The 14,773-nt window shown below is 37.6% G+C and carries 9 protein-coding genes, 1 tRNA gene and 6 pseudogenes; 10 read left to right on the forward strand and 6 right to left on the reverse strand.

Features of this window, described 5'->3' with window-relative positions; translation table 11 throughout:
* Positions 1-2: 2 nt before the first annotated feature.
* The 3 genes from WG932_RS24625 (at position 3) to WG932_RS24635 (ending at position 4,228) form a co-directional block, all read left to right on the forward strand.
* Positions 3-3,119: a DEAD/DEAH box helicase family protein gene (locus tag WG932_RS24625; RefSeq protein WP_483085751.1), complete on the forward strand. Its 3,117-nt coding sequence runs from the start codon at positions 3-5 to the stop codon at positions 3,117-3,119.
* A gap of 152 nt (positions 3,120-3,271) precedes the next feature.
* Positions 3,272-3,679 carry a terminase small subunit gene (locus WG932_RS24630; RefSeq protein ID WP_483085752.1) on the forward strand — a complete coding sequence of 136 codons (408 nt, stop codon included), beginning with the start codon at positions 3,272-3,274 and terminating at the stop codon, positions 3,677-3,679.
* A 258-nt stretch (positions 3,680-3,937) separates the two neighbouring features.
* Positions 3,938-4,228, forward strand: a complete 291-nt coding sequence (locus tag WG932_RS24635) for a hypothetical protein (protein ID WP_483085753.1) — start codon at positions 3,938-3,940, stop codon at positions 4,226-4,228.
* Between the two features lie 250 nt (positions 4,229-4,478).
* On the opposite strand, the gene WG932_RS24640 is transcribed toward WG932_RS24635, so the two are convergent.
* Positions 4,479-4,551, reverse strand: a tRNA-Met gene (locus WG932_RS24640).
* Positions 4,552-4,891: 340 nt separating this feature from the next.
* On the opposite strand from WG932_RS24640, the pseudogene era reads away from it, so the two are divergent.
* The 3 genes and pseudogenes from era (at position 4,892) to WG932_RS24655 (ending at position 7,652) form a co-directional block, all read left to right on the forward strand.
* Positions 4,892-5,780, forward strand: a pseudogene (gene era / locus WG932_RS24645) (GTPase Era).
* Positions 5,781-5,791: 11 nt separating this feature from the next.
* Positions 5,792-7,104, forward strand: a pseudogene (gene der / locus WG932_RS24650) (ribosome biogenesis GTPase Der).
* Between the two features lie 8 nt (positions 7,105-7,112).
* A complete protein-coding gene (locus tag WG932_RS24655; RefSeq protein ID WP_483085754.1) occupies positions 7,113-7,652 on the forward strand; it encodes a hypothetical protein in 540 nt (179 codons plus the stop codon).
* A gap of 94 nt (positions 7,653-7,746) precedes the next feature.
* Here the strand turns inward: WG932_RS24655 and rsmG are convergent.
* From rsmG to WG932_RS24675, 4 genes and pseudogenes are all read right to left on the reverse strand, one after another.
* Positions 7,747-8,395 (reverse strand): annotated as a pseudogene (rsmG, locus tag WG932_RS24660) (16S rRNA (guanine(527)-N(7))-methyltransferase RsmG).
* Positions 8,396-8,400: 5 nt separating this feature from the next.
* Positions 8,401-9,011 (reverse strand): annotated as a pseudogene (locus WG932_RS24665) (RNA polymerase sigma factor).
* A 100-nt stretch (positions 9,012-9,111) separates the two neighbouring features.
* Positions 9,112-9,729 (reverse strand): glycosyltransferase family protein, encoded by a 618-nt coding sequence (locus tag WG932_RS24670; protein WP_483085755.1) that lies wholly within the window; start codon positions 9,727-9,729, stop codon positions 9,112-9,114.
* Positions 9,730-9,788: 59 nt separating this feature from the next.
* Positions 9,789-10,127 (reverse strand): glycosyltransferase family 2 protein, encoded by a 339-nt coding sequence (locus tag WG932_RS24675; RefSeq protein ID WP_483085756.1) that lies wholly within the window; start codon positions 10,125-10,127, stop codon positions 9,789-9,791.
* A gap of 288 nt (positions 10,128-10,415) precedes the next feature.
* Here WG932_RS24675 and tgt point away from each other — a divergent pair, with 288 nt between their 5' ends.
* The 4 genes and pseudogenes from tgt (at position 10,416) to WG932_RS24695 (ending at position 13,585) form a co-directional block, all read left to right on the forward strand.
* Positions 10,416-11,546, forward strand: coding sequence for a tRNA guanosine(34) transglycosylase Tgt (tgt, locus tag WG932_RS24680; RefSeq protein ID WP_149394201.1), 1,131 nt, complete (start codon positions 10,416-10,418; stop codon positions 11,544-11,546).
* Positions 11,547-11,600: 54 nt separating this feature from the next.
* Complete coding sequence (locus tag WG932_RS24685) at positions 11,601-12,080, forward strand: LptF/LptG family permease (RefSeq protein WP_483085757.1); 480 nt, start codon at positions 11,601-11,603, stop codon at positions 12,078-12,080.
* Between the two features lie 187 nt (positions 12,081-12,267).
* Positions 12,268-12,671 (forward strand): annotated as a pseudogene (locus tag WG932_RS24690) (LptF/LptG family permease).
* Between the two features lie 9 nt (positions 12,672-12,680).
* Positions 12,681-13,585 (forward strand): annotated as a pseudogene (locus WG932_RS24695) (DMT family transporter).
* A 60-nt stretch (positions 13,586-13,645) separates the two neighbouring features.
* Here the strand turns inward: WG932_RS24695 and ispE are convergent.
* A complete protein-coding gene (gene ispE, locus WG932_RS24700) occupies positions 13,646-14,455 on the reverse strand; it encodes a 4-(cytidine 5'-diphospho)-2-C-methyl-D-erythritol kinase (RefSeq protein ID WP_483085758.1) in 810 nt (269 codons plus the stop codon).
* Positions 14,456-14,773 lie beyond the last annotated feature (318 nt).

Below are 14,773 nucleotides of genomic sequence, written 5' to 3' on the forward strand. Positions count from 1 at the left end.
CCATGCAACTAGAAAAACAACTTGTCCTTTTCAGGTACATCTTGCATCAGTTGGGTTATGAAGCCTTTGAAGACTTGCGAGATGAGTTTAACAACAAAGAGTCAGGCACCAGCTCAACGGGTTACACCTATTTTGCCAGTGCTTTAATGTCTAACTCAGACAAACGCATTGAAGATCGAGCGATACAGCAATACGATGAAGCCATCCAAGGCTATGAGAAAAAACTCCGTGAAAACCGAGCTGAACCGTTTCTCACCTTCAAATACTACCAATGGTTTGCCTTGCTATTTACCGAGTACTTTTTTGACCAATACAGCAACAATGCAAATCAACTAATTGCCAAGCTGAATGACTATGCTGAAAAGAGTAACGACTTTAAGCAAATAGAAGCCTACACAGAAAATGACTTGAAGAAATTGGCGTATTGGATGGCTACCGGAAGCGGTAAAACCCTTTTGATGCATTGCAACTATTGGCAAATCACCAAGTACTTCAAAGAATGGGAGAACATCATTCTCATAACCCCAAATGAAGGTTTAAGCAGGCAACATTATGAAAGTTGTGTTGAAAGTGGTATTCCAGTAAAGCTCTATTCAGGTAGTGAAGAAAGCCTAAAAACCAAAGAAGGTGAAATACTCATATTGGAGATTACAAAATTGGTTAAAGACAAGGAAGGAGAAGGTGTAAGTGTTGATGTAGATTACTTCTCAGAGTCAAAGAACTTAGTATTCATAGATGAAGGACACAAGGGGCAAAAGTCAGAAGAAAGAGCATGGAAGAATCTGAGAGAGCATTTGACTCGTGGCGAAGGTTCTTTCACCTTCGAGTATTCAGCAACCTTTGGTCAGATCATCACCAACAGCACTAAGGACTTATTGCAGGAATACGGCAAGTCCATCATTTTTGACTACTCCTATCGCCATTTCTATACAGATGGTTATGGCAAAGACTTTAGTGTATTCAATCTTGACACCAAAAACGAATACAGTGAAGAACAAAATAAGCTACTTCTTACAGCCAGTTTGTTAGGTTATTACGAGCAGCTTGAACTGTTTGAGAAATATGAAAAAGAGCTGCGCCAATACAACATCGAGAAGCCCCTTTGGGTATTTGTTGGAAGCCGTGTTATTAGCTCCAATTCAAGCAGCTTAACCAAAGGAGACAAGGAAAGTGTTTCTGATGTATCTAGGATTATAAAGTTCTTTAAGTATGCACTTTCATCACCTGCTTCTTTACAAGTGGATATTGATAAAATACTTAATGACAGTACAGGGCTAAGAGATGCAGATGGAAATGACATTTTCAAAGGACACTTTGAACACCTTCGAACATCTAAACCCATAGCTGAATCTATCCTTAGCAAAGTATTCAATGGTATCGGAAACATAGAAGCATTTCAAGTAAAACAGGCAGAAGGTGAAATTGCGTTAAAGACAAAAACCAGTGATCAGTACTTTGCCGTCATTAATATTGGTGATGTACCGAAGTATGCCAAAACACTTGAAGCAGATACCGAAGGAGAATTGACCATTCAAGATGATAATTTTTCCAACTCATTATTTCAAGCCATTTCAGAGACTAACTCTACCATCAATATTCTCATTGGATCTAAGAAGTTCATCGAAGGTTGGAACTCATGGAGAGTTTCAAGTATGGGACTGATGAACATGGGAAAAAGTGAAGGTGCCCAGATCATTCAGCTCTTTGGTCGTGGTGTTCGTCTAAAGGGTAAAAACCTATCCCTAAAACGGGAAGAAGCCAATGCGCCTTACCATATCCGGGCATTACAGACCATTTCAATAATGGGCTTGAACGCTTCTTACATGAATCGTTTCTTAACGGAAATAGAAAAGGAAGTACCTGATTACACCAATATCCCAATAGAAATCAAACTCAACCATGAAGAGCTGTGGGATGGGCAAATTATGACCTTCAAAAAACAAGAAGGAAAATCCTTTAAGGATGAACTGATTGAATTGAAATATAGCGCAGACGTGGCGAAAAGGGTCACTATTGACATGCGTAATAAAATCAGCATTGCAGCAGGTGGTTTCAATAGCCAGGTGGCCAAAGATGCAGAAGAATACCAAGAAAACTTTTTGAAGGGATTTGGGGACTTTCTGGACTATAATGGTCTAGTACTAGAAGCAAACAGATACAAGCTCATAAAAGGCTACCAAAATCTCATTATTAAAGCCGATACGATTTCACAACTCATAGAAGGTGGTAATTTCAACCTGTACAGCCATAAAGGTCAATTTAGTATCAATGAAGCTATCTCAGGTAAAATTCAGAATGTAGCTGTTAGCTTGGTGAAAGACTATATCAACAAGTTTTATGCTGATAAAGAAAAGGCTTTTCTCTCAAAGTATTTAACGTACGATATGCTGGATCACGCTTCGCATTCAACCATGTTCCCCGCTTCGCATACCATGATTGTAAAAGTGCCTAAAAAGCACGAAACATTTATTAAAGAACTAGAAGCCAAAATCAAAGACATCTATGAGAAGGACGATAAAACTTTGCCATCCATTCATTTTGATAAGCACTTGTATTCTCCGATAGCATCGATTGCAGATGGCAAGAAGTTTAAAGAAATAAAGACTGTGCCAGTAAGGTTAAATGAAGGCGAAAGAGACTTCATAAACCACCTGCGAGAATATGTGAAAGAATCAAAGCAATTTGAAGGTAAACAGCTTTTTGTTCTCAGAAACCTGTCAGTAAAGGGCATTGGTTTTTTCATGGAAAGCTCATCATTTTACCCAGACTTCATACTTTGGGTTATTGATGGTAAAAAGCAATACATCTACTTCCTTGATCCGAAAGGAATATTATTAGGTGACAATCACTTCAACAATCCTAAAATACTATGGTGCAAGGAAGATGTAAAAACCCTCGAAGCCAAAGTTCAAAAAGATTTAGATAGAGATAATAGGGAAGTAGAAGTTTCTATCTCAGGCTTTATTTTATCAGTCACACCCTTTGAAAAAGTTAGAAAGAGTTGGGGAGACGGCTTAGGAACCACTAGAGATGAATTTTCTGAAAACAAGGTGCTATTTATTGAGGTTAATAAAGATTATGTAAGTAAGATATTTGAAAACCTCATTATGAAAGTATAGTGCCAAAATCCAATCAATAGATTGGTGGATTTTCACATTTACACCTCTTGCTTCGATTATTTCCATAATTAGGTTATTTTTCTTCCCTTCTTCTACATTGCATTTTTTAGCGAGTATAGAAGTTAATATTTATGTATTTCTTAAATTTGACTATGAAGCGGTATTTAAATATTGGGAATCAACAAATTAGTCTCACCAACAAGGAGTGTCTTTTTGTAGAATACTACCTTGGAAAAGCCAAATTCAACGCCACAGATGCAGCTAAATTTGCAGGGTATAGTGAAAGATCAGCATATCAGCAAGGGTATGAAAACCTGAAAAAACCTGATATAAAAAAGTACATACAATATAAATCTAGGCCAATTCTGGAAGATATGGGTATTAGCCAAAAAATGGCTTTAAGGGAGCTGGCTACTATTGCTTTTGGGAACGTATTTGATTACTTGGATAAGGATTTTGAAATTAAAGACTTGGATTCTATAGAGCAAAAAAATCCGGTGCCATTAAATCTTTACATGTTACAGATACAGGCTTCAGTATTAACTTGTTCGATAAAGTAACTGCATTAAAAATAATATTAGGTTTATTAGAATCAGAAAATAATAAGAGTTTAGTCCAGTAAATTTATATAATCCATTAGCTTAGAACAATATTATTAAATTAAAATGAACCCCTGTGATACGCTAACATATTCTTATAAAGAAGAGAGACAAACGCTATTCTTGACTTCTTAGAAGATTAGGATGTAGGGCAATTAGACAAGAGTTACGATGAATTTGTAAATTCAGAAGAATACCAAAACTATAATGTAGAGCAAAATGAATAAGCTAGAGAAAGCAAGAAAAATGTTTCGAATCAATCTAATCAAAGAGTTGAAGGAAGCAAAAATGAAGGATTTAAAGATTCTCCCGTCAATGGAGATGCTATTGAAGGCAATGGAAAAGAGGTTCCAGGATAGCAAGGATCAGGAGATTTTAAGACAGATGGCCAGGGTTCTAGCGATAAGAAACAGCCCACAGGAGGTAGTGGAGGTTCTAAAACAGAGGCTAAACCTAAGCCCACAGGATCAGAGAGCACTAAAATTACTAGTACAAGATAAAATAAAGTAAAAACGAGTTTTTTTAGGGGATAATTAATTACTAAATTGAAAAAAAATACGTGAAAAAATCGTTAAAAACTTAAAATAAAACACCAATACAAACTTTTAGAGGTTGAATTACCTTTTTTCGAAAAACTTAGGATTGGCGTTTATCAATAAACATCCGTTCCTAATAAGTAACTAAATACATGCAAACAGCCTACTGTACGGCCTACTGAAAAAGAAAAACCCCAAATACGTGAAGTATAAGGGGTTTCTAGTAGCGGGAACAGGACTCGAACCTGTGACCTTTGGGTTATGAGCCCAACGAGCTACCAACTGCTCCATCCCGCGATATATTTTTAATTCTACATTTCAATTTTGAGGACTCGAATCTGAGTCCGCCGCGGCGGATATGAGCCCAACGATTACGCCTTGGCGAATCCATCCCGCGATATATTTTCAATTCAACATTTCAATTTTAAGGACTCGAACCTGAGTCCGCCGCGGCGGATATGAGTCCAACGATTTCGGCTTGGCGAATCCATCCCGCGATATATCTTTGAATTTTATTATTATCGCTCTGTTAAAGTTTACGACTACAAACGTTTTTTGTTGCCCTTTCCTTTATTGTGGTACAAAGGTAAGGACATATTATGAAAAATCAAGTACCTTTGTAAAAAAATCTGAGACCATGTCGGAAAACACACATAAAGCAGGCTTTGTAAATATTATAGGTAAACCCAATGTGGGCAAATCTACACTTATGAATGCCCTGCTCGGAGAAAAGCTTTCTATCATTTCATCCAAAGCCCAGACTACACGTCATAGGATCTTGGGGATAATGAATGAGCCTGAGTATCAGATCGTCTTCTCTGATACCCCCGGTATGCTAAAACCGAAATATGAATTACACAAAAGCATGATGGGCTTTGTAAACCTATCCCTTGAAGATGCAGATGTAATTGTTTTTGTAACCGACCTTTTTGAGAATGACGAAGAAATTGAAGATATTATAAAAAATAAATGCCGCAGATGTTCCTGTTTTACTGATCATCAATAAAATTGATCTGAACAAAGAAGAAAAGCTTGCGGAAGTAACCCAATACTGGACAGAAAAAATAAATGCAGATATTGTTATTCCTATTTCGGCCTTAGAAGGATTTAACCTTCAAAAGATTTTGCAGGAAATCTTGGATCGGTTGCCTGTGCATCCACCATTTTATGATAAAGAAGAACTAAGTGACCGTCCGGAGCGTTTCTTTGCTTCTGAAATTGTTCGTGAGAAAATATTTATTCAGTATAAAAAAGAAATCCCTTACAGCACAGAAGTCCGCATAGAAGATTTTGAAGAAACTGAAAACTTGATCCGCATGCGTGCTGTGATATTTGTGGAAAGAGATAGCCAAAAAGGAATAATCATAGGAGACAAAGGGAAAGCACTGAAAAGAGTGGGAACTCAAGCTAGGATTGAGATGGAGAAATTTTTTGGAAAGAAAGTTTTTCTTGAAACCTTTGTAAAGGTGGAGGACAACTGGCGAAAAAATAAAAATAAATTGAGGAAATTTGGTTACGACCAATAATAAATAAAATTATGGCTAATATAGTAGCAATTGTAGGGAGACCTAATGTGGGCAAGTCCACACTTTTTAATAGACTTGTAGAAGAAAGGAAGGCCATTGAGGACAACCTAAGTGGTGTTACAAGGGATAGGCATTATGGGCATGCTCAGTGGGGAGGTAAGTTTTTCTCCGTCATTGACACCGGAGGATATGTTAAAGGCTCTGAGGATGTTTTTGAAAAGGAAATTCGTAAACAAGTAAAATTGGCCATAGAAGAGGCATCGGTGATTTTATTTGTAGTTGACTGTATGGTTGGGCTAACTGATCTGGATGCAGAGTTTGCCAAAGAGCTAAGGGGTACGGATAAGCCTATTTTTATCGTTGCCAATAAGGCAGATAATCTGGAAAGTATGCTTATGGCCAATGAATTTTATGCACTGGGGATAGGAGAGGAAATAATTTATCCTACCACCGGAACCAGTGGAAGCGGTTTAGGAGATTTATTGGACGAAGTAATACAGAAATTTCCCGATGAAGGTGAAAGAGATCCGGATGAGGGAATCCCTAAATTGGCGATTTTGGGTAGGCCTAATGTAGGGAAATCCTCTTTTTTAAATGCCTTAATAGGAAAAGAAAGGTCCATTGTCACAGATGAGGCCGGGACAACAAGAGATGCGATTCATACCCGTTACCAATTGTATGGGAAGGATTATATACTTACGGATACTGCAGGCATTAGAAAAAAGCCAAAGTAAAAGAAGACATTGAGTTTTATTCTGTCATGCGATCTTTAAGAACCCTTGAAGATTCAGATGTGATCATAATCATGGTGGATGCTACAAGAGGACTGGAAGCTCAAGATGTCAATCTTATCTCTTTGTCAATCAAAAATAATAAAGGGCTGATGATCATGGTAAACAAATGGGATTTGGTGGAGAAAGACCACAAAACCATGCAGAAGTTTAAAGACAATATGACCGAAAAGCTAGGTGAAAATAAATGGATACCCATCATTTTTATTTCCGCACTCACCAAGCAAAGGATATACCAGGCCATGGAACTTGCGATGAATGTTTATGATAATAAACATCGAAAAGTACCTACTTCGAAATTGAATGAATTATTATTACCGGAAATAGAAAAATACCCACCACCGGCAAATAAAGGGAAGTATATAAAAATTAAATACATAACTCAATTGCCTACCAAAAATCCGGTATTTGCCTTTTTCTGTAATTTGCCTCAATATATTAAATCACCCTATACCAGATTTTTGGAAAATAGGTTGAGGGAGAACTTTGATTTTACTGGGGTGCCAGTTAAAATTACCTACAAAAAGAAATAACTATACTCATGAAAACTTCTCTATATTCTATCTTTTTATTGGCGCTTCTATTGACTGGGAGTTGCACGAGCGACGCAGACAGTGAAAAACCTGTGCTAGTATTGGCGAATACCGAATGGGAGCTTCTTGAGGCCACCCTAATCGGAAGAGGAACTGTTGAGGTGCCCGGCTCTTCTACTAGAGTACCTGTAAATATAGATGGAGTTGGTCAAGATTATGACATGAGTTTGACCTTTAGTGATGGTGATCAGCTGGTTGCTGCCACCGGAAGATTTGTATTCGATGTCTCAGTAAGTGCATTGGGTGTGCCTCTTCAAAGTGAGAGGATACCTGTGCAAGGCGTGGAAATCTTTTCAGGAAACTGGGAATTACTTGGTGATGAGTTGGTGATTACTGATAATGAAGAGGTGGTAAGACTGGATATTGTTGACAATTCTGAAACCATGCTCAAACTAAATGGAGCTATTGATGCATCCGATTTTGAAAGCTTTCAAGAAGAGGGACTTACTGTTAGTGAATCCAGTATAGAAATTGTTTTGGTAAAGTAAATCTAGTTAGTATTAGAAATTTAAAACCCGAAAAGGAGTGATTACCGACCTCTTTTTCGGGTTTTTAATTAATTGGATACCCAGGTTTTAATTTTCACCTTTTACCTTCAAAAGGAATATAGACTACCTTTTTGGTCTCAAAAAACGGCTCTCTAAAGTAGTCTTCAAGATGGTAGCAAACATAATTTAAATGTAAGGCCTCCAGTTCTTCATCGACATCGCCACCCTTTAGGTACAGTATTCCATTCTGAAACTCATCGTGTACATCTTCTTTCCTGAAGCGACCCTTTACCCAAGGATAAAATTTCTCCATTTGAGTTACAGCACGGCTCACAATAAAATGGTATTTTCTACTCATTAAGTTTTCTGCACGAACTTGTTGAGGCTCTACATTTTTAAACCCAGCTGCTTGACCACATCTTTTACTACAGATATTTTTTTCCTATTGAGTCCACCAAATGAAACTGTACTTCTGGAAAAAGAATAGCCAAAGGAATTCCAGGAAAACCTCCTCCGGTACCGATGTCAAGAATTTTGGTTCCGGGCTTGAAGGAAACCGTCTTTGCGATACCAAGTGAATGCAGGACATGGTGCACATAAAAGCTGTCCATATCTTTTCTGCTGATAACATTGATTTTACTGTTCCAATCAAGGTATAGTTCTCCCATTCGTTCAAACTGTCCCATTTGTAGGGCGTTCAAATCAGGGAAATATTGCTGGATCAGCTTGTGGTCTGGATTCATTGAAATTAGATATGTTTGTTTTTTCCTTCAGCGATCTCTAAGAGCAATTCCCTTGAGCGGTGAAGTTGCGCTTTTACTGTTCCAAGGGGTTTGTCTAGTTCGGCAGCAATTTCATCATAGGACAACTCATCAAAATACCTGAGCTTTACTAGTTTTCGGTATTTTGCAGGTAGCTTGTCCACAAAGATTCGCACCATTTCTTTTCTTTGGGTTTTGATAAACTCATCCTGAGGATTGTTGTCATCATCTTCCACATCGATATTTACAGCATTGCCACCATCATCAGTCATGGTGTTGTTCAAACTCATGGTTTTGAGTTTTTTCTTCCGTATAAAATCAATGGTGTTGTTGGTCGCTATTCTAAAGAGCCACGTACTAAATGTATAATCTTTTTGAATTTATGAAGATTCTTAAAAGCCTTGGCAAAAGCTTCCATGGTGAGGTCTTCGGCATCGTCGGCACCTCTGATCATTTTTAAGATCATAAAGTACACGGCCTTCTTGTACCGCTTCATGAGCGAAGCGTACGCTTGCTGGTCTTTGTCATTGACCGCTTTGTCGATCAATTCGAAATCTTCTAACGCTTTATCTGAAAAACTTCTTTCGTTTATTTCCATTTAACTGTTTTTGACAGATAACCTTTTGTTCCTAAGGTCCAAAAATAAATCATGTACATCAAATCAAAAAATATGGTCCATATTACCTTCCCAGTCCCCTCTAATTTTTTCTAACCCGGTGAATAATTAAATACTGGAGCATTGCTCTAGAGAAAACTAACCCCAATACTAGGGCAATTGGTTCCCAAGTGCTTTCAAGAATTACAATTCCTATAGCAGAAGCCCAGAATACTAAATGACTTAACGAGTATAAACCCAATTTTAGTTTATCGCGGTTACGATAATATTTGCCGGCATGAAAATGCCTTTTCTTTTGGGTAAAATAGTCCTTGAAATTGGTCTTTGGTTGAGAAATTGTAATGCTATCTGGCTGTGCAACAATAGCAGTGTTGGTTGCAGTTGCATATTTATTTACGAACAGATCATCATCGCCACCTTCTATGTGCCAGAGTGATTTAAAAGCTTTCTTTTCCATGAAAAAATCCTTACGATAACAAAGATTTCTGCCTACACCCATAAAGGGTGATTTCCAATAGCCAAAAGAAAAATAGTAAATAGCTGTCAGTAATGTTTCATATTGAATGATTTTGTTCAATAAACCGGGTAATGTCAGGTAAGATCCATGCCCCAGTGCAAAAGTTTTACCTTCATTCCGGATAGGTGCAGACATCCTTCTAATCCATTGTGAGGAAACGGGTCTGCAATCTGCATCTGTCAATAGGATTGTCTCGTATTTAGAAACTTTTATTCCTAGGGTAAGTGCGTATTTTTTGGCTGTTACATGTTGGGGGTGTACCTAATATTTACGATTTTTAGCTTGTCATATTTGCCGGAAAGTGACCTTAATAAATCCTCAGATTCATCAGTGGAGCAATCATTAACTACCAATACCTCGAAGATGGGGTAGTCTTGCTCCATTAGTAATGGGATAAGGTCATTCAAATGTGCAGCTTCATTTTTTGCAGCAATAATTACGCTTACACCACTCAAATTTAAATCTTCACCGATTTCTTCTTGTCTTTTATGAAAAAAAGCAAACCTGCCAAAGACTACCATCAAGTAAGTAAATTGTAGCCCCGAAGCCAAAAAAAATATCCACCATAATGTGTTTTCCATATTTATGCTTACTGTCAGTTCTATAAGATTAATTCAAAAAGCTCAAATTTTTGTTTTATTGCAGTTATTTTTGTGTTCCATTTGGGGCAAGCATTAACTTTCTTGATGCTTGTCTCAATTAAAAAGAGAACTGAATAGCTGAAGATCGAAATATAGCAAGGCCAAATTATGGCAAAATTTTAAATATTATCTTATTCTGAATATTTTCAATGCCTAAGAATTTCACTACTGCCTAATTCGGATTCAAATATAATAAGTAAATGAGGGATATTTCAATGAAAGGGAGGAATGAAATTTAAACTTGTAAGTAAGGATAAAAAGTCAAAAGCCAGAGCCGGAGAAATTCAAACGGATCACGGTACCATTCAAACACCAATTTTTATGCCGGTAGGGACTGCAGGTTCTGTAAAGGCTGTGCACCAAAGAGAATTGACCTATGATGTGAAAGCTCAAATTATTTTAGGCAATACTTATCACCTTTATTTAAGACCGGGTTTGGAAGTGCTTGAAAAAGCCGGAGGTCTGCATAAATTTATTGGTTGGTCTAGCCCTATCCTAACTGACAGTGGAGGGTATCAGGTTTTCTCCTTAGAAGGGAATAGAAAAATAAAAGAAGAAGGGGTGGTTTTCAAATCACATATTGATGGATCTAAACATCATTTTACCCCGGAATCTGTGATGGATATTCAGCGTACCATTGGAGCCGATATCATCATGGCTTTTGATGAATGTACGCCTTATCCTTGTGAATGGAGTTATGCCAAAAACTCCATGCATCTTACTCATAGGTGGCTGAAAAGATGTATTGAGCGGTTTGATAGTACAGAAGGGAAATATGGCTATAGTCAATCTTTGTTTCCTATTGTTCAGGGAAGTACTTTTAAAGACCTGCGTCAGGATGCTGCCCGGTTTGTAAGTGATCAGGATAGGGAGGGAAATGCCATTGGAGGATTGTCTGTAGGGGAGCCGGCCGAGATGATGTATGAGATGACAGATTTGGTAACTGATATATTGCCTGAAGAGAAGCCCAGGTACCTGATGGGTGTAGGAACACCAGCAAATATTTTGGAATCCATAGCGCTTGGGATAGATATGTTTGACTGTGTGATGCCTACCAGAAATGCCAGGAATGGCATGCTTTTCACCACGGAAGGTATTATCAATATTCGGAATGAAAGGTGGAAAATGGATTTCTCACCCATTGATAGTGGCTTTCATTCTCATGTGAGTAATTTTTACTCGAAAGCTTATCTAAGGCACCTGACCATAAGTAAAGAAATGCTTGCTGCTCAAATCGCAAGCATTCACAATTTATCCTTCTATCTTTGGTTGGTGACACAAGCTAGAGAACGAATCCAAGCAGGGGATTTTACTTCTTGGAAAAATGCGATGGTTGAAAAAGTAAGCCGTAGATTATAAGATTTCTTTTAAAGTAGCCGTTTCATTTGAAAGACTAGAGAAAGACCAATTGGTATGAAGTTATTGGATAAGTTAATCATTAAAGATTTTCTCAAAACCTATTTGTTTGTGGTTTTGATGTTGATTTTGGTCGTTTTGGTACTAGATTTTACCGAAAAGAATGATACCTATATTCGAAATGATGTGCCCGCTTCTGAGATTTTACAATACATGCTTAATTATGGGCTTTATCTTAATAATTTACTTACACCAATTACTGTCTTTATCTCTGTAATCTTCATTACTTCTAAAATGGCTGGGAGAACTGAGATTATAGCAATTCTCAGTAGTGGGGTAAGTTTTTTACGAATGCTTGTACCTTTCCTCTTTTCCGCTTTCTTGATCGCTGTAGTAAGTTTCTTTCTCAATGGCTGGGTGTTGCCGGTTGCCACAGAGGGGTTTCAAAATTTAGGGTTGAATACTTGGACAAAGGTCAAGATGTCAACCAACAAAATATTCATATTAAGGTGGCACCGAATTTATTTGCCTATATGAGGAGGTATTTTACCTCTGTAAATTCAGGGCACGATTTCACTTTAGAAAATATTAAAGACGGGGAACTTATCTCCAAATTTTCAGCAGAAAGGATTGTTTGGGATACAGCCAAACATGTCTGGAATGCACGAAACTGGAGGTTGAGAGAGTTTAACGAAATGGGGAGACCTGGACTACTGGAGATGCCATGGATACCACCCTGTCAATTACTCCCAATGATTTTGACCTTCCCCTCAACCATCATGAAACCCTAACCCTACCTGATCTATCCAAACAAATTTTGATTCTTGAAGATAGGGGAGCGGACAATGTAAGTTTTTATAAAATAGAAAAATATGTGCGTTTCATGTCTCCGTTTGCAGCGATTTTACTGACCTTTATAGGGGTCATTGTTTCAGCCCGTAAAACCAGAGGAGGATCAGGTTTTAAAATTGCTTTGGGCTTTATGCTTGCTTTTGTGTATATCATACTTTTTTACTTTCAAGAACATTTGCGGAAGCAGGCACTGCCTATCCGGTCCTAGCCGTGTGGATGCCAAATATTGTATTTGGAATTACCGGTCTTGTGCTATACAAAACGGTTCCAAGATAAAAATGGCTTATGGTAAAAGATTACTTATGGCTTCATCTTGTGGTTTTAATCTGGGGATTTACGGCGATTTTGGGCTTACTGATAAGTCTTCCTGCTGTTGAGATCGTTTTTTATCGAACCTTGCTGGCTAGTATCGGCCTGTATTTCTTGCTAAAGATTAAGAGGAGAAATATAAAGGTTAAGTGGAATGCTTTGCTTAAATTTTTGGTTACCGGAGGCCTAATCGGAGCACATTGGATATTGTTTTTTGGGCAGCGCAAGTGTCTACAGCATCTGTTTGTTTGGCCGGTATGGCTACCTGTACTTTGTGGACCGCTATTATTGAACCCCTAGTAAATAAACAGGCGATAAAATGGTATGAGGTATTATTGGGCTTGGTTGTAATTCTTGGGTTAATAGTGATTTTTAAGTTTGAATCGGGTTATGCTTTAGGGCTCTTCTTGGCAGTCCTTTCTGCGTTATTAAGTGCCTGTTTCACAGTGATTAATGGAAGGTTGACTAAAAATCACAGTCCTTTTATTATTACTTTGTATGAAATGATTGGTGCCTTTATCCTAACCACAGCTTTTATCCCATTTTATATCCATTGGTTTACAGAAGATGGATTTTCTTGGGTTCCACAAGGTTTAGATTGGTTTTGGCTGCTGGTTTTGTCTCAAGTTTGTACAGTGATTGCTTTTACTCTGTCGGTGAATTTAATGAAAAGATTAACAGCTTTTGCAGTGAATTTGACAGTGAATATGGAACCTGTGTATGGGATTCTTTTGGCTTTTATCATCTTTGGCGAAAAAGAGAAAATGACTCCGGAATTTTACTTGGGAACCCTGATTATTATGGCTTCGGTTTGTATTTATCCTTTGATTCGCTATGTTCAAAAAAGAAAACTAGGGGGCATGATGAGGAAAATCCACTAGGAATAAAAGTAGGATAATGGTCTTTGGGCCGAATCCTTACACAACAAGTTCGTTGATGCTTTAAGGTAATTTTTCAGTAAATACGAAATAATTTTCCGGCAAATCCATGGCTGTTGGGCAGTCTTTGAATAATCCAAAAACAGCAGAACCGGAACCGGACATAGCCGCATACCACGCACCTGCTTCATATAGTTTTTCTTTGATCGTGGCAATTTCCGGGTGGCTGTCGAAAATTCCCTTCTCAAAGTCGTTGATTAGCTGAGATTTCCAAGTTGATTGATCCGAAAGAATGGCTCTCAAATTCTTGCCACTAAGCTTGGGTTGTATGCCTCCATAGGCTTCTTTTGTGCCGATATGGATTCCCGGGTGAATCAGGCATAGCCAATTCCCGGACAGATCGAGGTGCAAGGGGGCTAATTTTTCACCTCTTCCTTCTGCCATCTGTGGATTGTTTTGGATAAAAAATGGACAATCACTACCCAATTGTGAGGCGTAGTTTTCCAATTGTTTTGTAGTTAGCCCTAATGAAAATAGTTGGTTTAAAAGACTTAAGGTAAAGGCTGCATCTGCAGAGCCTCCTCCCAGGCCTGCACCGATAGGAATGCTTTTATGTAAATGGATTGCTACGGTGGGTAATTCAGGAAAATCTTCGGCTAATAGTTGGTAAGCTTTTACGATCAAGTTGTTGTCTGAATCACCTGGAATAGAGATGCCACTATGACTGAAAGAGAAGGATTTGGAAGGGATTATTTCCAAAGCTTCTTTTAAAGGAATGGGGTACATGCAGGTTTCGATATCATGAAATCCATCGTTTCTTTTCCTGAGAACATGTAGGCCAAGGTTAATTTTGGCATTGGGAAAAATGATCATATTTGTATAGCTTTAGGTTCTAAAATTAAAACAAAGCTGTGGATTTTCTATGAAGCATTTTAATTCATTTTTTTAGATATTGGCTTACTTCTGTTTAAAGTTGATAAGGATCACTTGAAAGTCGGTTTTTTTGAGGAAAATTTAACAAAAGTTTGCATCAGAATAAAATTTTGAATTTTTTTACCTTAATTAATTTTTTTAAAATAAAATTTTTGATAATCTACTATTTAAGGCTTTAATTTTTTATTTAATTTCATTTACATTATTTTCTTATTTTTGAGAAATTAAAAAAAGAATTAAAATATTGTAAGTGTGGAT

The organism is Cyclobacterium sp. SOCE241 (assembly GCF_056867545.1).

Coding starts and splice junctions, on each gene's coding strand:
- WG932_RS24675 (WP_483085756.1), bottom strand. CDS start 10,127: ATGGAAAACACATTATGGTGGATATTTTTTTTGGCTTCGGGGCTACAA.
- WG932_RS24625 (WP_483085751.1), top strand. CDS start 3: ATGCAACTAGAAAAACAACTTGTCCTTTTCAGGTACATCTTGCATCAG.
- WG932_RS24630 (WP_483085752.1), top strand. CDS start 3,272: ATGAAGCGGTATTTAAATATTGGGAATCAACAAATTAGTCTCACCAAC.
- tgt (WP_149394201.1), top strand. CDS start 10,416: ATGAAATTTAAACTTGTAAGTAAGGATAAAAAGTCAAAAGCCAGAGCC.
- WG932_RS24655 (WP_483085754.1), top strand. CDS start 7,113: ATGAAAACTTCTCTATATTCTATCTTTTTATTGGCGCTTCTATTGACT.
- WG932_RS24685 (WP_483085757.1), top strand. CDS start 11,601: ATGAAGTTATTGGATAAGTTAATCATTAAAGATTTTCTCAAAACCTAT.
- WG932_RS24635 (WP_483085753.1), top strand. CDS start 3,938: ATGAATAAGCTAGAGAAAGCAAGAAAAATGTTTCGAATCAATCTAATC.
- ispE (WP_483085758.1), bottom strand. CDS start 14,455: ATGATCATTTTTCCCAATGCCAAAATTAACCTTGGCCTACATGTTCTC.